This window comes from Dyella lipolytica, from assembly GCF_030160075.1.
Lineage (GTDB): Bacteria > Pseudomonadota > Gammaproteobacteria > Xanthomonadales > Rhodanobacteraceae > Dyella_B > Dyella_B lipolytica.
On record NZ_BSNQ01000003.1, the window covers coordinates 1663031 to 1679591 of the forward strand.

Below are 16561 nucleotides of genomic sequence, written 5' to 3' on the forward strand. Positions count from 1 at the left end.
TTTCGCAAGGCTCAGATGATGTTTGCATCGATATGCACGTGCGTAGATAACGTGCCTTCCACGACACACGCGATGGGCGAGCAACGGCGGCTCCTTTCCACCAGTTCGCGTAGCCGTCCCGATGTAACACCCTGTGCATCGATGCGAATGCGCCATTCCATGTCGCACGGCCCGGCAGAGACACGTTCACCGTTGCCATCGACCATGCCGAGAAAGCCGCGCGTATCGGTACGACTGTGCACCGACACCTCCAACCTGGTCAGCACGATGCCTTCTGCGGCCGCGTTCATCGCGATGCAGGTGGCAAGACAGGATGCTGCGCCGGCCCTGAATAGCCAGCCCGGTGTCATCTGGTCGCCGCTGCCACCTATCTCCGCAGGCATATCGGTCAACACCTGCGCACCATTGGGATGGCGGGAAACGACTCGCAGGCCATGCTGCCAATGCGCCGTGGCCGGCGTGTCATCCTGAAGACCTCTTTGAGGCTGACGTTGCAGTACAGCCCTGACGCGCTGCACAGCCTCCGCGATGCCCTGCACCATGGCGACGCCCTCCGCCAAACCCGTGCGTGAACGTGTTCGGCCTAATCCCCTGAGGCTGTTCCGGCATGCCGAGCATCCGGACGGTTGAGCAGGTCAGGGCGACGCGCGGATAGGACGCGGCTGACCGGCAGACGCCACAGTACACCCAAATGCGTACCCAGTCAGCGCGGCCGCCGGGTTGTCGTACGTCGCCCGGCGGGCAGCTCGCTGAGGGTCGGACCACGTACACCGCCAATGTCGACGGGGAGGTTCTTGTATGACTCGCTTGATTTGCTTTCTCTATGGTGTTGTTTGCTATCTCGCGTTCTTCATCACGTTTCTCTACATGATCGGTTTCGTCGGAAATCTGGTGGTTCCCAAATCCATCGATACCGGATCGCCGGCGCCCTCCGCAGAGGCGATAGCGATCAACCTGGTGCTGGTAGCGTTGTTCGGCATCCAGCACAGCGTCATGGCACGGCCAGGCTTTAAACGTTGGTGGACGCGCTGGGTGCCGCAAACCATCGAGCGCAGCAGCTACGTGCTGCTGGCGAGCCTGACGTTGCTCCTCCTGTTCGCGCTATGGATGCCCATGACGCGTGAGGTATGGCATGTGCCGTCGTCGCTTGCGTCACTGGTGCTATGGATACTGTTCGCACTGGGGTGGACACTGGTTCTGGCCAGCACCGTGCTAATCAATCACTTCGATCTCTTCGGATTGCGTCAGGTTTATTTGAACCTTAAAAACAAAACGTACACGCCGATCGGATTCCGTATTCCCCTCTTCTACCGCGCTGTGCGTCACCCGCTGCTGCTCGGCTTCCTCATTTCATTCTGGGCAACTCCGCTGATGACGGTAGGCCATCTGCTGTTTGCCTCTGCCATGACGACTTACATACTCATCGCGGTGCACTTTGAAGAGCGCGACCTTGCAGAAGCTTTCGGCGAAAAATATCGCCAATACCAGCAGCGCGTTTCCATGCTGATACCGTGGACCACGCACCAGAAAAACTATGACAACAAGCCATCAACACCGACGCTTCATTCGCGATAACTCTTGCCGCATTCCCTCCCCTATGTGCAGTAGGGGAGGTCGCTATGCATACGTCGCTCCCTATTTTTCTGGACCTTGCTCAATGCGAAACGACTGCCTTCCATTGCGTCCCGCTATAGACAACCGCGCACGAAGTAGATGCGCCACCGGTTACTGGCGAGTTAGCTGTACAGGCCACCGCATCAGAAATTGCCGCCTGATCTCCGGCTTGCGGCGATGGATCTACAGTGGAGGAAAGCGATGCAAGTGTTGTCATGATCGGACGAACAAAGGTGCCGGTTATTGACCCTGTTGCCTTCAATGTTCCTTGCACTTGTGTCGGTGCGGCAACGAACATGGTTCCTCCATTGTCATAAATGGAGGAAGTGCTACCGAAGAGAATACCGGTTAGATCTGGAAGCTTGATTGCATAGGTAGATGAGTAAGTTCCCGCACTGAGGTCGAGCCCGGTCACCCAATCGCCGCTTACTTGTGCCCATGCGGCAGGCGCATCCACTGACACCGATCCACCGTAATCTTGATGAGCCACACCTCCAGCGGCGATTGTGTCCCTTCGTATAAGCGTTCCTGTCCACCACTGGTGGCCATGAACGGATGCTCCGATGGCTTCTGCAAAATCCCCTGGGTACGACGGTAGTGCGTCGATGGGTGCTACAAATGAGCCCGTGGTGTTGATCGGCGATCCACCAAGGGTTGAAGAAATCTCGAATGTGTTTGGTGTGAGGCCGGCCGAAAGAATGTAGTACGTTGTTCCGGCTGTTATACCGGTTGGCAATGTGCCCGTTCCGCCAAACGAAACGCCCATATTTGCCGTAAAACCATGACTCGCTAACGTAACGACAGCCGGTGACGCTACCGAAATCGTCACCGGGACCTGATTGATACCATCTGCCGATGGAAGCACGTCGGGTACGATCTGCAATCCGACCGTATAGTTTGTGTATCCGAGATCACTCTGATACATGAAATTCCTCCAACGGTTTCCGACATTGATCTCCAAGCCTATGGCTGCACCGCCACTATAGGTTTGACTAAGATACCCAGCCGGCGTATTCGATCCGAACCACCCGGCGAAGACCTGTCCACCGGTCAAGTTTTCATGAGTCACCCAGCTTGTTAGACCAGAGTCAAACTGTGACCCCGGTGTTGCAGCCGTGACTGTGTATGCCGAAAGGAAGTTTCCATACGAACCAACACCACCGGTTCTGGTGCTGGTGGCGGAAAATATTCCTGCACCCACAGGATTATTTGGTGTGAGGGCATTATTCGTAAGTGTCATCACACTACCCGTAAGACTCATCACTTGCGCCGAGACAACTGGGGTGGCTAAGAGCGCAATCAAGACAGTGAAACTGATAAGCACCTGCTTCATAAGGCTTCATCCTTTTGTTCTCGTGAACACCATGCCACTTGCAGACACGAATAAAGAGGACAGAGTTAGTTAAGCGACGCGCCTGTCATCTAACTATGTCCGATCCGTTTTCGCACTTGATCAAAACGCGTCACCGCTGCGTATCGACGCTTCCGTCAACACCATCTCGTAAAGATCAAGACGTCCTTTCGCACGAACACCCCACCATGAAACAAGGTAGGTAGCGAGCAACATCGTTAGCAGAAAAGCGCCTATCCAGTGAATATGATCGAGCATTCCCTTCCAGTCTCCGAACGACCAATCCTTGAACTGCAGATACATGGCTAACAGCAATGGCAGGATGCCCAACTTATCTATGCCGCCGCTAAGCAAGCCATGGCGGTAAATGAATCTGGACTTTCGGTCGCTGACATAACGCAATTGCGCAGCAATAACGTGGAGCGGATAACGGCACACGGCATCCACGACGACGTTGTATTGCACTAGTTGTTGGTCCAGTTCTCGCGCAAAGGTTTCGTATTGATGTCGGTAGCCAAGCCATGCCTGCCAACCGGCGTTCGCGAGAAGGGTGGCCATGCAAAGGCATTCCAGCACGACACCGATTTGCAGTATGCGCAGACCAAGCTGATTGCGCAGTAGCAGCGCACCAAGCACACCTAGGGCGCCGAAAAGAATCGCTCCGGCAACGGCAAATCGATCCAGCTTAGTCGTTAACGGATCATCGTTGCCCTGCGTGTGTTCGGCGATAAGCGCTTCCAGCCACGCAAAGCTAAAAGACTCGGGCAGCCTGGGTTCGCCCTCCCCTACGCCCGCTCCCACCATCGTGGCAGACGCCGCATGCGACATCCCTTCCATGGCCGCCCCCTGTATTCGGCAGATGCGATAGGCGCATCGTGAGGCAGTGCCCAGCAACCGTCAACACGACTTTGAACTACTCCCGTTTTTCAGAGGCAATTAATCAACCCGCTACCTCAGTGACGAATGGCCCCTCTCCTCCGCTGCCTCCGCTTGTCGCGCTCCTGCATCAACATCGGCATCAGCTCCTCGATGTATGCCTTGGCGTGCCCACGCGTATGCATTTGGCGAAAGCGTTGATGCGCCTGATCTCGTCCAATCAGTTCCGCATGGGCTTTCCTCATGATGTGCAGAAAAGCCATCAAGCTGGTGCCGTCGCGCAAAGGTTCTTCGTCGCGCGGGTCCGGGGAAGATGTCTGGATCATGGTCCGATCCTTTCCGAGCAGTCCGCGCGGCACGTTGTTGTGATCAAGGAAAGCACATCGTTCGCATTACGGTCGCGGTCGGTCAGCGGCGATAGGCCGAACAGGCGCTCGATGGTGGCAAGCGTCGATGCGTGGTCATAGATCGTGTGATCGACGTAACCACACGCCACCCAAGGCGACACGACAATCGCCGGCACACGTACGCCATAGACATCGAACCGGAATCCGTTCGTGTTGAGCGTTGGATCCGCACCATCATTAGGCGGCGTCGCCACGCCGGGTTTGGCGGAGTCGTAGAAGCCGCCGTGCTCGTCGTAAAGGATCACCAGCAAGCTGCTTTCCCACAGCGGCGAGTTGCGGATCGCGTTGTAGACGCGGGCTGCGAGTTGATCGCCGCCCGACAGACCGTCCATGGGATGTTGCGAACTACCGCCCGCGTACGTGCTGTGCACGATGTCACCGTAGCCCGGCTCGATGAAGGTGTAACGAGCGGTATATCCCGTTTCGAGATCGTCTTCGAAATGCGCTAGGTCATCGACGTCGAAAAAACTGATGCCCTTGAGTGACGCGATCTGCGGCACATGCCCCAACAACGCGCCCGACTGATCTTGGTACAGGCGATAGTTGCCCTCACCCAGCGCGTCGAAGATCGAGCCTTTTGGGTAATGAAAACCATCGCATAACTCCCACCCATCCATTTCGGCAGAGGTAGGCGAATGATCCAGTCCGGCTGACGATGCACCATGCAGGAAATATCGGTTCGGCCAGGTTGGGCCAGGCAGCGACGAGTGCCAGCTGTCGCAAAGCACGAACTCGCTCGCCAACTGGTATAGCGAAGGTGACCGGCTACGGGGATCGACACCTTGCATGACCTTGCCCACATCCGCCACCTGTGGCGGCGGGCCTTCGGATTGGGTGGTCGCGTAGTTCGAGACGAAACCGGAATTGTCGACCGTCGGGTAAGCCTGGCCCGCCTGAAAATGGACGCCAGCGCCGCACAGTTGCTCGACCACGTCCGTGAATTCATGCCCGGGATCGGTAGGCATCTGGTCGGGCGCACTGCCGCCGAATGGGTATGCAACACCACCGTAGGCGTTAGTGTTCGTGGACGTCGCGGCGGTGATGCCGGGTATGCCCGACAGTGCAAACAGATGGTCGAACGACCGGTTCTCCAGCATCAGCACAAACACATGCTGGATACGAGCCTGAACTGATGTGGACGCCATGGTTGGGTTTGCGCTCACTGGGCCCCCTAAGGATTCGCGGTGTCAGGTTTGTGATTCGGGCCGCCCTCGAGTGACAAGCAGCGGTGCTTAAGAACAGGCAAATGCTTTAAACCACTTTGCGCCTTAATACCACCACGCACCCCAAACCCGACTTCTCTTGACGGCCGTAAATCGAGAACAAAGCCACCGATCCTTGGCGCCATGACTTCCGGCCTAGATACAGTTTGGGCCAGCGGAAACGTAGTCTCGAGCCATTAGCTGAAATCTCTCGGCAACATGGCAGAGAAGAAGAAACAAGGGCACGAATTGTGCTCGCGTTGGGTCAAAGCATTACGACCTTCACATGAGTTGTGTAACACCTCTCTGCTAATTTAAACCTATTGTCGCCGTCGACCATCCAAAAGACCGTGGCACCTATTTGGAATGGGGCTGGCAAGTTCAGGCGTTACTGGAAGAGACGCTGCAGTTAACAAGGAAAGCAAGGACATTAGCAGTGTCCCCACGCTGCTTTGACATAGATCGTCCAACCCATCACCGCGCGAGCGTTGAACGGTTTGGTGTGTCTGAATCCCCACAAATCCACGAGCAAAAACATGAACATCATTAAAAAATACGAAGTCAATCGCCACCAGAAACACGGGTTCCGCTTCGCGTCCAAGCTCATGTCGGCCCTCGCCGTGGGTGCATTTGGCGCCATGGCATTCAGCGCTGCCCATGCGCAGGACACCGACTCCAAAATCGTCGGCAAGGCTCCCACCGATGGCGCCACCATCACGGCGCACAGCGATACCGGCACTACCCGTCATGGCACCGCTAACAGCAAAGGTCGCTACACTCTCTCCTCGCTGCGACCGGGAACCTACGTTGTGTCGCTGGAAAAGGATGGCAAGACGCTTGCCAGCCTGCCTGGCGTTCCGCTTTTCGTGGGCGTTGCATCCGAAGTGGACTTTGCTTGTGACAACGATCAGTGCACGGCATCGCTTGCTCGCTGATCGCGCACATAGCAACACCGAAACAAAAAGGCCCGTCGACAGACGGGTCTTTTTGCTTTGATAGGGTCAGGCGCGGCGTTACACGTTCAGATCGGCCGGGTAGGTAAGCCCAATTTGCTCCCGTATAAGATCAAGGCAGGTCATGAGTGCCAGCGATTCGTCGTGGCTCATGACGGGACTTTCTATCAAACCTTCTCTCAGACAACGCGTCACTTCCATCGCTTCAAGGCAGTAACCGTTACCGATATAAGGGCACGGTATCGTGCGTCTTTCTCCGTTCGCCAATACCACCGTCAGCGCATTGCTTACATAGAACGGCGACTCCAGCCGCAAATAACCGAGATCGCCTGCAATGGTCAATTCCGTGGGCGTTTGCGCGTTGATAGCGCAAGCGCAGGAAGACACAGCGCCGCCTCGATGCTGCAATGTAAACGCCGTTTGCATGTCGACGCCGGTGTCGCCTAATTGGGCGACGGCTGTTACAGAATCAATCGCACCAAGAAAATAGGCAGCCAGAGAAAGCGGATAAATACCGACATCCAACAATGCACCGCCGCCAAGATCCCGGTCATATAAACGATGTGCCGACGCGTCGTTTGCAGCAAACCCGAAATCGCCATGACACTGTTGCACCCGGCCTATCTCGCCCGACGCGATAACGCGCTTGGCTTCGGCAACCACAGGCAGGAATCGTGTCCACATGGCCTCCATCAAGAACAGGTTCTTCTGGCGTGCCAATTCAATCGCAGCACGCGCTTCACGCAGATTCATCGTGAACGGCTTTTCGCACAAGACGGCCTTGCCACCCTGTAAGCACATCAGCGTATTTTCTGCATGTTGCGGATGTGGGGTCGCGACATAGATAACGTCGACTTCGGCGTCGTCCGCCAGTTCCTGATACGAACCGTGACAACGGCTTACATCGACATCCCTTCCAAACGCTTTTGCGTTGCCGCTGGTACGCGAAGCAACAGCGGCCAATGTTGCTCCTGGCACATTGCGTAAAGCTGCCGCAAATTTATGTGCAATCACCCCAGTCCCGAGAATTCCCCACCGAATGACTTGCTGCACGTGCATCTCCGTTCATGTCCTACAACTTACGCATATTATCGGTGTGACCCAACGAGAAGCAGATCAACTGCGGCTTAAGCGCGCGCCTAGCTCCGCGACAAGTGAACCCGCTCTTTTTTCTCAGCCATGCGCCAACGCGTAATCAATGGCCGCACGCGCCGCCGCGACCTGTGCCTGAATACACTGCTCAGGCGTGGCACGTGGACTATCGGGATAAACCTCGGTGGTTGTCGTATAACGCGCGGCGGTGATGCTTGCGCACAGGCCAAGCTTCTTCAGCGCGTATTCGATCACGCCCGGCGCTACCACCGGCGAGCCGATGATCTCGCCCTTTGCGTCCGCCGGTGCGATATGCGTCAGCTGCGACACCGCCGCCAGCACGGATTGCTGGAACGCCGGCTGGGGGTTCTCGGCATCGTCGACCAGATAGAAGCCATCCGGTATCTCACCCGGTTCAAATACTTTGCCATCGCGCGCGGCCAGCGCACGGCGGAATTCGGTTTCGTCGCTATCGGTGGTTTCGTGCAGGTCGATGTGCATCAGGAAGCGACCGCGCAACGGCGCAACCAGCCGCATCAAGGCCGCCGACTCACCCGACGGGCTGTTCTCTTGGAACGAACGGTTCGGATCGATGGCATCAGGATTCCAACGCTGGATACGTTCGTAGGCCCATGGGCTGATACACGGAGCGACCAGTATGTTTGCACGCCCAGCATAGTCACCCATGTGTTGTTCGGCGAAGCGAAGCGCACCATGCACGCCACTCGTTTCGTAACCATGCACGCCACCGGTGACCAGCGTGACGGGAAGATCATCCTGCCAATCACGGGTACGAACGGCAAACAGCGAGAAACTGCCCTGGGCGTAATCAAGTCGACCATATTCCGTCACGTCGAAACGGGAACGAAGCGGGTCGATCGCGCCGAGCACATCTGTTTCATAGCTGCGCTGGCGAACCTGCCGCGAAAGCCACTCATCTCTTTCCGCTTTGCCCCAGGCCTGCCCCACCTCACCAATGGGGTAACCGACGTCTATGTTGTCCATGCTTTTTCCTGTGCCTCACATTTCGTCACACGGGCCGTTGCGTTCAGCCCTCCAAGAACGGAGCAATCTTACCTATTCGCGAAAAAGAAAAGGATCCGTGTGCATGCTTTCTTCTTAAGAAAGCACCTCGACTTCTTTTTCTTTATGGCCACTTTTTCTCTTATGCATGGCGGTGTCGATCCCGCATTTCCTTCCATGACAGGCAATCTGTATCAAGCGTGTTACACGTTGACGCCCATAGATATTGGCGGGACCATGCGGCCGTTTGTTGCGTCAAAAAGGTGATCTCGTTCGACATGAATCGTCACGTCCTTCATTAAACCTGGGAGGTTTACATGAAAATCAGTCGCAGCTTTCTCGCCGGTATCTTTGTACTACTCGGCGCACTCGCAGTAATCCAACCTTCGAATGTGCGAGCACAGACCAATACGGATATTGCAAAAGACGCCTTTCAAGTGACTGTGGAAGTCAACATCAACAATTTTGTCTTCACACCTGTCAGCATTCCGGCCGGAAAGCGGCTAGTTGTCCAACAAGTGAGTTTGTCAGGTGCTGCAACAACGACTGGCGCCTATGTGCAACCCATCGTCATCCTTGCTTCCGAGCTTGGCACAGCCGGCTTCAACTACAATTACTTTGGACCCAACCCTGCAACGGCTGATCCAACACAGTTTTATGCGTCGTATCCGACGACGATCTATGCGGATACGTTAGAGGTAGGGCCGGCGTTCGCCGGCTACACGCCATCGTTCTTGGCATTCAATGTGGTAATCAACGGATATCTCGTCGATCTGCCCAAGAACGCCGCCACGACAGCCACCAACCGGCAAGCTCCAGGCCCAGACGTGAGGCTGCTGGGAAATCACAGCATCGTCACTCATTAGACATGTCCCACGAAAAACGCCGGAGGTAGTTGAGCGACTTTGACTACCTCCGGCTTTTTTTGGGGATGGCGCCACAACGATTCTTCAAACTCAGCTGCCATTTCCCTTGTAAAACAGAAATTCGCCCTGGTGCTGTTTCTTTGGCTCGGTGACGATGGCATTAGACAACTGCTTTGCCATGTCTTCCAACATGTCATCGGGCGTCGTGAGATGGGTCGTTGACTTCTCTTGGTAGGTATAACTCGATATCGCCTGCCCGTCCTTTACGCTCAGCACACGCACCGAGATACCTGCGCGATCCGAGTGAAGTCCCACCAGCCCGGTGCGGTAGTAATTCTGGACCTCGCCATTGATGACATACCGGTAGCCTTTTTTATTGGCGTAAGCGACCGCTGCATCGTCAGCGAGCTGTGCGTTGGCTCCCACGGGTCTTGGCAGCGAAACGGCGTGCAGACCCGGCTTTTGCGAAAGTACGCGGACAAAGATCGAACTGGCAGTCGTCCCGGAGCCGGCACAATCCGCCTGATTCGCGATATCGCAATCCTGGAACATCACCACGGCAACCGTGCTTCCGTGGGGAACGCGATGTTTTACCTCGATGGACGGGTCGGCGGCGCATCCCGCCAACAGCATCATCGTTGCCAAAAGAGCGCGTGTACGCATGGTCATGACTGACTCTCTGCAAGCCTTGGAAGTGCCATCGCTACGAGACAGGAAGGATACCAAACTGCTTTTTTGGAGACCCAAAAAGGGGGGCGCCAGGCCAGAAAAAAGGGGTCAGAGTGCATTTCTATCTAGAGAAAGCATTCTGCCTCCTTTTTAAGAAGGGACTCTAACCCGGCGAGCTTGCTATGCTCGGCCTGCACGGCGCGGGGGCGCCGATCATCAGCGAAGAGACACCATGACTACACGATCCAGGGGACCGTCGGCCGGCTTTGGCTGGCTTACGCGCGGTATCAGCGTGGGCTTTCGCCATAAAAAGCCACTGCTCGGCGGGGCGGCCTTTGTGCTGCTGGCGGCGATGATTCCATCGCTGATCACACTACCCATGCAAATTCATGCGATGCAGGGAGGTACACCACTGCCACCGACCACCTTCGGTTGGATCATGGCGATATCCATGCTGTTCAGTCTGCTTACCCTGCCGCTCTATGCGGGCTACCTACAAGTGATCGACGAGGCGGAGCGCGGGCTGCCCGCCCGTGCACGTGATGTCTTCAAGCCCTATCTAGAGGGCAAAGCGTTGCGCCTGATCGGCTATGGACTGCTGCAGTTGGCGATCTACCTCGCCATGTTCGCCATCGTCATTGCGACGACTGGGCGCAGCGTCGTCAGCTGGTACATGCAGGCGATCGCCGCACAGGCCAACCATCTGCCGCCGCCGACGGCGTTGCCCGACGGCTTTGGGATCACCATCCTGCTGTTCATGGTGCTCATTCTCTTCATGATGGGTTTCTATTCGATCGGCCTTGGCCAGGTGGCACTCCGCAACCGCAGCGTGTTCGGTGCGGTCGGCGACGGCGTGATCGGCGCGTTGAAGAACCTGCTGCCGCTGCTCGTGCTTGCAGTGAGCCTCGTACTTGCTTGGATCGTCGTGGCCATCGCCTTTGGACTCGTTGCCCTTTTGCTCGCTCTGCTTGGCAAGCTTGTCGGCGGATGGCTGGTATTCGTGGTGATCATTCCGCTCTATATCGCTTTCGCGCTCATGGTGTTCGCGGTGATGTTCGGAGTGATGTATCACCTGTGGCATGACGTGTGCGGCGACGACGTCGCGACGGGAATGGCTGAATCCGTCGCTGCTTAATTCACGTTATCCGTTCGCATACGGGTGGCCACGGCCGCCCTTGCTGGTTTAAGCAACGGGGTCAGGTTGACTACCTGACCCCGTTCTTTTGGACGTTTGCATGCGCCAGGCCAGGGTCCCTGTATGCACCCAAGCCCATCTCACGATGGCGAGATCTGCCCGAAAATGAGATGATGTGCAGTTAATGGCCGCTCTCGCAGCGCCAACTGCCCCCCAGAGATACCGTGAAGACCCCTCAAGGCTTGCAGGCGCTGATCGATGACGGCGTCATTGATGAAGTGCTGCGACCGCTAAAGAGCGGCAAGGAAGCGGCGGTGTACGTTGTCCGCAGCGGCAACGAAGTACGCTGCGCAAAGGTCTACAAGGACATGGCACAGCGCAGCTTCCAGCAACGCGTGCAGTATCAGGAAGGTCGCAAGGTACGAGGCAGCCGTGAAGCGCGTGCGATCGGCAAGGCTAGCAAGTACGGACGCAAGCAGCAGGAAGTAGCCTGGAAGAACACCGAAGTCGATGCGCTCTACCAATTGCGCGTCGCCGGCATGCGTGTGCCTGAGCCGTATGGCTATTTCCACGGCGTGCTGGTGATGGAACTGGTCACCGACGCCGAAGGCTTCTCCGCGCCACGTCTAGGTGAGATTGAACTCAGTGCGGAACAGGCGCGCGAATACCATCGCGTGCTGGTGCGGCAGGTGGTACTGATGCTGTGCTGCGGACTGATTCATGGCGATCTGTCCGCGTACAACGTACTGGTCGGTCCGGATGGGCCGGTGGTGATCGATTTCCCGCAAGTCGTCAGTGCCGGTGGCAACAATGCGGCGCGCACGATGCTGCTGCGTGACGTCAACAACCTCACTGCACATCTTGGACGTTGGGCACCCGAGCTGCTGGACACATGGTACGGCGAAGAAATGTGGGCACTGTTCCAAGCCGGCGAACTGCGACCCGATACGGAACTCACGGGCGAGTTCACGCCAGACGAAAGCGAGGTCGATCTCGACAGCATTCGCCAGTCCATCAATGATGCACGTGAAGAATGGTTGATCCGACAGCAGGGCCGCGAGGCGGCAGCGGAAGATTAGAAAGCGCCGACGCGCCTCGATCTCAGAATTTCTCGCCCACCGGCAGATAACGCCACATCCCCGGCGGCATCGCGCCATTCGGCCCCTTGCCCAACGCGATCTTGCCGATGCGCAATCGACGAATCGACACCACGCCTAGCCCGACCTGCACGCACATATCGCGCAGCTGTCCGTCTTGCACACCCTTGATTGCGAAGCGCAGCCGAGTCTCGTTCTGCCAACTGACCTTGCACGGTGACAGCGCACGCCCGTTGAAACTCAGGCCGTGGCTGAGCCGACGCAGACCGTCGGGTGCGATTTCGCCGCTGATTTCGACGATGTACTCGTGCTCGATAAGGCCAGCATCCTCGGTCAGGCGACGCCATATCCGGCCGTCTTGAGTCAGCACCATCAGACCACTGGCCTCGGCCTCCAACGGCACCAGCGATGTCAAACGATGGAAATGACGCCGAAGCAGACGTTCGCCACTGGGATCATCGACCCAACGTGTCGCTGGCGTCACCAAGGTGCTGACGGGCTTGTAAGCGTTGCTCGCGTCAAAGCCCGCTGGCTTATGCAACAAGATCGTGGCCGGCTCCACCGCCTCCAGGCGAGCGTCGGGGTCGAGTTCGACACGCTCGACGGTGACCTTGTGTTGCGGCATCTCGATCACCTGCCCGTCCACCGACACCCAGCCGTTCTGGATAAATTGCTCCGCTTCGGCGCGCGAAAGGCCGAACAGTTCGGAGACACGATGGGAAAGTCGAACCGGAGCGGACATGGGAATAACCGTGGAAACGAGACGAGCAGTGTAACGACCGGGAAGCCGTCGGTGCGCCAACAATGGGGACGGAGGTAGTTAAAGCGACTTAATTACCTCTGTCCCCTTTCGCCCTCTCCAGCCCCTCTTTTCTTCTACTTCTCTTTTTTAGAATTCGGTGCGCTGCCGGCATTTTTTAGGAGCCTTTGGCGGCGTATAGTCGAATGGCTGCGCAAAGCAAAAACCTCGAATGCGTTCTGCTTCTTGCGAAAGCTTTACGTTGCAACCAGGGTCCCAAGCTCAACATCTGCTTTTGTTTATCCAGGCTGGATAAGCAGCAAAGGGATCATCGGAATCGGATTTCCAATGTCGGCCAACGTCGATAAAGCTAAAAAGCTGTCATGGAAGGCATAGGGACGCCCGCGATCCGCTGGGCTGAAGTCGCGCTGGAACGAGCGCAAAATCGTCCATACGAAGCATCCTGGCTGACGCTGCTTGCGTCCGCCACCCACGGGAGGCCAGATCATGAACAAACAAGGTCATACGGCAAACCTGCGGCACGCGTTGCATACGGCACGCGGTTTGAGAAAGGATCTCGGAGACACCACCGCTGAGGTCGACTTGACGATTAAGGGCGGGGGCAATAACGGAGTGCACGGCGGGGGCACGACCACCATCGCCTGCACCTTCGACATCACCTCAGAGGATTATGATACTTGCAACAACCACCTCAACGATCTGGCCGCGCAAGGGTGCTATTGCACGGGGCCGACCCAAGGCGAAGACGGTAAGTGGTACGCCACGTGCAACTGTCCGGATTAGAGGGATGTGGGACGCGAGCGTCGCTCGCGTCCCATCCGTAGATCACATGCCGCAGTCTATGGGTGTTGCAACGGCCGACTGAAATCGCAGTCGGAAACGAACATCAGTCCATCTTAGAAAAGGGGTCAGAGTGCAGCTCTATATTTGAAGAGCACTTTGGCCCCTTCTTGCTTTACCGGTAAGTGGCACCGCTATCGCCAATGCGTTGGCCTGACCCAGCCGAGAAACCAACCGGCAGCGTTTGCCTTCCGGTGCGGCCCGCTTGCAATACACATCAACGACAGCCACCGTATTTTGGGCGGAGTCGCTCAGCACAAACCGTTTCGCCACACCGGGCCCATCGGAGTTGTCGATAGCCACAGCGACGAACGGCCGCGAAGCCATGCCCTGCTTCCGTAGGGCTTCCGACCCCTCGGCCGCACGCTCCGCTTGTACGTACTGCCGGTGCGTGTTGCCGACTAGGGCCTCCAATCCGTAACCCATGGGCAAGTTGACGAAGTAGGTCTCGTATTGCACCGCTGGTGCGTTGACTGTGAAGTTTTGCAAATTGGTGGCTTGGGTCTGGTTTTGGGCGACGCTGGTGCTGCCGACACAGGCAAGACCGAGCGCGACGGTCGAGGCAATAATCAGGCGTTTCATAGTGGGCTCCCAAACGGACGCCTATGTCCGTAAAATAATTTTGGAATGCACAAGAGAAACAAAACGGAACAAAAGCCGAAACAAAATGGACGAAGTTCGTTAAAGGCAAGTAACGACATTCAACTCGTTTCCGAGTTGTCGATTTTTGTGCACACCATTCGTCGAGTATGTGTGTGATTTGTCGAGAGATAAGAGAAGTGGTCTGACTTTTTTTTCCACTCAGATTTTCTATCCATGACGAATGGCATATGCCATGACTAATGGCATAGAGAAGCACGCTACACAGCGCGTGCAACCCTATGTGATTCCCATGCATCTCATCCGCACATCCCTCAAACAATGCAAGGAGGTGGGTGCGTATGTCTGTTGAATCCATTTATCGGCCCGCCGTATTGGCGGGCATCGTTATGTGCATGCTGTCGTTTTCTGCACGTGCTGCGGATATCACCGTCACCGTGGACGGCCTACGCAATGCCAACGGCACGGTACGACTTGAGTTGGACGGTTCGGAAGCCGCCTGGAACAACAAAGCCAAAGCGACCGCCATGGGCAATGTCAAAGCAGCGGTGGGTGCAGTGAGCTACACCTTCAGCGACATCCAACCCGGTACTTACGGACTCGGCGTGTACCAAGACGAAGACAACAGCGGCAAGCTGCGCACCAATTTGTTTGGGATTCCCAAAGAAGGCTACGGCTTCAGCAACAATCCCTCCGTGATGCGCATGCCGACTTTCCAGGAAGTGCAGTTCACGGTTGCAAAGCAAAACACGACTGTCTTGATACATCTCAAACACGGCATATGAAGGGATAGATGATCCGATGACGTTGTAGCCAGATGACGTCATCGAAAAAAAATATAATGAGAAAAGGGCAGAGTGCATTTCTTTTTTTGAAAAGCACTATGTCCCTTTTTATTGGTTCTCAGGCAGCTAGCCGCTCGATTTTCTTCACGCTCTTGCCGAGTGCCCGATGCGCTTCTTCAAGATCGTAATCGGCCTGCAGACCAAGCCAGAATCGTTCCGTAGTACCCAGCGCGACAGCAAGGCGAATCGCCGTGTCCGCTGTGACGCTGCGCTTACCAAGCACGATCTCATTGATGCGCCGCGGTGAAACACCTGCGGCACGCGAAAGCGCATTCTGGCTTATGCCTAACGGAACCAGAAATTCTTCCAGCAGTACTTCGCCGGGATGGATATTGGGTAAGGTTTTCATGCTCGACTCTATAGACTTCAGTGGTAATCGACGATCTCCACGTCGTAGGCATCCCCGTTATTCCAGCGAAATAAAAGGGGTCAGAGTGCATTTCGATACATTGAAAAAGCACTCTGACCCCGTTTCTTCTCCATCTCAATCTTTTGCTTCTATTCGCACCACCGTCATCCGATCGCCAATCAATCTCTCTGTTTTTACAATGATCTTGTCCGAGCCTTCCGAAGCACTCTCCGTAACTCGCTCGATTAATTTAGGTTCATCAGATTCAACTTGATACGTTTCAAAAATATGAGTGCAACATCCATCCTTAACAATCGTCCTAACTTTTCCGTTTTCGACAGTAAAGAGTCTGATGCTCCCAACTGTCAGATCGGAATACGCTTGGCTGTAGACATATTTGTGTTCAGCGGCATTGAATAAATACACATCAAACGAAGGCCCTCCGTATCCGCCATCTCGACCCGTCCACACAATTAGGTCATCATTCCCATCGCCGTTAACGTCACTTAGTAAAAAGCTATAAGTGCCACGCTCTCCACCTTCAGTTAACGGACCGTCATACAACGTGTACTTGTTGCTTATGAATACTGCACTTGGCCTGATCACCTGATTGATGTTTGCAGATGAATTAGTGATGGTCAGCTGCACTCCGCTGTTGCATAGAGATATCTCACCGGTAAAGCTGCTGCAGCCATTTGCTTTCATATTTAGCGTCACACCGTCTACGGCGACATTTAGCTCATTTTTTGTAAGCGAGGCGCTCGCGCTAATTGGCGCTCTGGACGTGTCGGCCGCACACGCATGGACTGGGAGTAATGAAGTCATCCAAATGATCGTCGCGTATTTCATCTGTGGCTGTTCCGTTGCGTTTGAGCCCTGACG

General features: G+C 55.8%; 19 protein-coding genes. 7 read left to right on the plus strand and 12 right to left on the minus strand.

Annotated elements, in window-relative coordinates:
* Positions 1 to 11: 11 nt before the first annotated feature.
* Positions 12 to 542 (minus strand): OsmC family protein, encoded by a 531-nt coding sequence (locus QQL64_RS08865; protein WP_284398327.1) that lies wholly within the window; start codon positions 540 to 542, stop codon positions 12 to 14.
* Between the two features lie 256 nt (positions 543 to 798).
* On the opposite strand from QQL64_RS08865, the gene mddA reads away from it, so the two are divergent.
* Positions 799 to 1575: a methanethiol S-methyltransferase gene (gene mddA / locus QQL64_RS08870; protein WP_284398329.1), complete on the plus strand. Its 777-nt coding sequence runs from the start codon at positions 799 to 801 to the stop codon at positions 1573 to 1575.
* Positions 1576 to 1654: 79 nt separating this feature from the next.
* Here mddA and QQL64_RS08875 read toward each other — a convergent pair whose 3' ends face one another.
* The 4 genes from QQL64_RS08875 to QQL64_RS08890 form a co-directional block, all read right to left on the minus strand.
* The gene (locus QQL64_RS08875; RefSeq protein WP_284398333.1) at positions 1655 to 2947 is read right to left on the minus strand and encodes a hypothetical protein; all 1293 of its coding nucleotides are present in this window, start codon (positions 2945 to 2947) and stop codon (positions 1655 to 1657) included.
* A gap of 120 nt (positions 2948 to 3067) precedes the next feature.
* On the minus strand, positions 3068 to 3802 hold the full coding sequence (locus tag QQL64_RS08880) for a hypothetical protein (protein ID WP_284398335.1): 735 nt from the start codon (positions 3800 to 3802) through the stop codon (positions 3068 to 3070).
* A 116-nt stretch (positions 3803 to 3918) separates the two neighbouring features.
* Positions 3919 to 4167, minus strand: coding sequence for a hypothetical protein (locus QQL64_RS08885; RefSeq protein WP_284398337.1), 249 nt, complete (start codon positions 4165 to 4167; stop codon positions 3919 to 3921).
* The gene (locus tag QQL64_RS08890) at positions 4164 to 5393 is read right to left on the minus strand and encodes an alkaline phosphatase family protein (RefSeq protein ID WP_284398340.1); all 1230 of its coding nucleotides are present in this window, start codon (positions 5391 to 5393) and stop codon (positions 4164 to 4166) included. Before QQL64_RS08890 ends, QQL64_RS08885 begins: the two co-directional genes overlap by 4 nt.
* A gap of 593 nt (positions 5394 to 5986) precedes the next feature.
* Between QQL64_RS08890 and QQL64_RS08895 the strand changes: the two genes are divergently transcribed.
* Positions 5987 to 6385, plus strand: a complete 399-nt coding sequence (locus QQL64_RS08895) for a carboxypeptidase-like regulatory domain-containing protein (protein ID WP_284398342.1) — start codon at positions 5987 to 5989, stop codon at positions 6383 to 6385.
* A gap of 78 nt (positions 6386 to 6463) precedes the next feature.
* Here the strand turns inward: QQL64_RS08895 and QQL64_RS08900 are convergent, their stop codons facing one another.
* Together QQL64_RS08900 and QQL64_RS08905 are read right to left on the minus strand one after the other, a co-directional pair.
* Positions 6464 to 7456 carry a Gfo/Idh/MocA family protein gene (locus QQL64_RS08900; protein ID WP_284398343.1) on the minus strand — a complete coding sequence of 331 codons (993 nt, stop codon included), beginning with the start codon at positions 7454 to 7456 and terminating at the stop codon, positions 6464 to 6466.
* Positions 7457 to 7576: 120 nt separating this feature from the next.
* The gene (locus tag QQL64_RS08905) at positions 7577 to 8500 is read right to left on the minus strand and encodes a M14 family metallopeptidase (RefSeq protein WP_284398344.1); all 924 of its coding nucleotides are present in this window, start codon (positions 8498 to 8500) and stop codon (positions 7577 to 7579) included.
* A 335-nt stretch (positions 8501 to 8835) separates the two neighbouring features.
* On the opposite strand from QQL64_RS08905, the gene QQL64_RS08910 reads away from it, so the two are divergent.
* Positions 8836 to 9384: a hypothetical protein gene (locus QQL64_RS08910; RefSeq protein ID WP_284398346.1), complete on the plus strand. Its 549-nt coding sequence runs from the start codon at positions 8836 to 8838 to the stop codon at positions 9382 to 9384.
* A 90-nt stretch (positions 9385 to 9474) separates the two neighbouring features.
* On the opposite strand, the gene QQL64_RS08915 is transcribed toward QQL64_RS08910, so the two are convergent.
* Positions 9475 to 10029, minus strand: coding sequence for a hypothetical protein (locus QQL64_RS08915; protein WP_284398349.1), 555 nt, complete (start codon positions 10027 to 10029; stop codon positions 9475 to 9477).
* 256 nt (positions 10030 to 10285) lie between these two features.
* Here QQL64_RS08915 and QQL64_RS08920 point away from each other — a divergent pair, with 256 nt between their 5' ends.
* A complete protein-coding gene (locus QQL64_RS08920; RefSeq protein ID WP_284398352.1) occupies positions 10286 to 11188 on the plus strand; it encodes a hypothetical protein in 903 nt (300 codons plus the stop codon).
* Positions 11189 to 11412: 224 nt separating this feature from the next.
* Positions 11413 to 12267, plus strand: a complete 855-nt coding sequence (locus QQL64_RS08925) for a PA4780 family RIO1-like protein kinase (RefSeq protein ID WP_284398354.1) — start codon at positions 11413 to 11415, stop codon at positions 12265 to 12267.
* A gap of 22 nt (positions 12268 to 12289) precedes the next feature.
* On the opposite strand, the gene QQL64_RS08930 is transcribed toward QQL64_RS08925, so the two are convergent.
* Positions 12290 to 13027 (minus strand): rRNA pseudouridine synthase, encoded by a 738-nt coding sequence (locus tag QQL64_RS08930; protein WP_284398357.1) that lies wholly within the window; start codon positions 13025 to 13027, stop codon positions 12290 to 12292.
* A gap of 504 nt (positions 13028 to 13531) precedes the next feature.
* On the opposite strand from QQL64_RS08930, the gene QQL64_RS08935 reads away from it, so the two are divergent.
* Positions 13532 to 13828 carry a hypothetical protein gene (locus QQL64_RS08935; RefSeq protein WP_284398360.1) on the plus strand — a complete coding sequence of 99 codons (297 nt, stop codon included), beginning with the start codon at positions 13532 to 13534 and terminating at the stop codon, positions 13826 to 13828.
* Between the two features lie 138 nt (positions 13829 to 13966).
* Here QQL64_RS08935 and QQL64_RS08940 read toward each other — a convergent pair whose 3' ends face one another.
* The gene (locus QQL64_RS08940) at positions 13967 to 14467 is read right to left on the minus strand and encodes a hypothetical protein (RefSeq protein ID WP_284398363.1); all 501 of its coding nucleotides are present in this window, start codon (positions 14465 to 14467) and stop codon (positions 13967 to 13969) included.
* 359 nt (positions 14468 to 14826) lie between these two features.
* On the opposite strand from QQL64_RS08940, the gene QQL64_RS08945 reads away from it, so the two are divergent.
* Entirely contained in the window at positions 14827 to 15270 is a 444-nt protein-coding gene (locus QQL64_RS08945) for a DUF2141 domain-containing protein (protein WP_284398367.1), read from the plus strand.
* A gap of 118 nt (positions 15271 to 15388) precedes the next feature.
* On the opposite strand, the gene QQL64_RS08950 is transcribed toward QQL64_RS08945, so the two are convergent.
* Positions 15389 to 15679, minus strand: a complete 291-nt coding sequence (locus QQL64_RS08950) for a HigA family addiction module antitoxin (RefSeq protein WP_284398368.1) — start codon at positions 15677 to 15679, stop codon at positions 15389 to 15391.
* Between the two features lie 135 nt (positions 15680 to 15814).
* Entirely contained in the window at positions 15815 to 16528 is a 714-nt protein-coding gene (locus QQL64_RS08955; protein ID WP_284398370.1) for an XAC2610-related protein, read from the minus strand.
* Between the last annotated feature and the right edge of the window lie 33 nt (positions 16529 to 16561).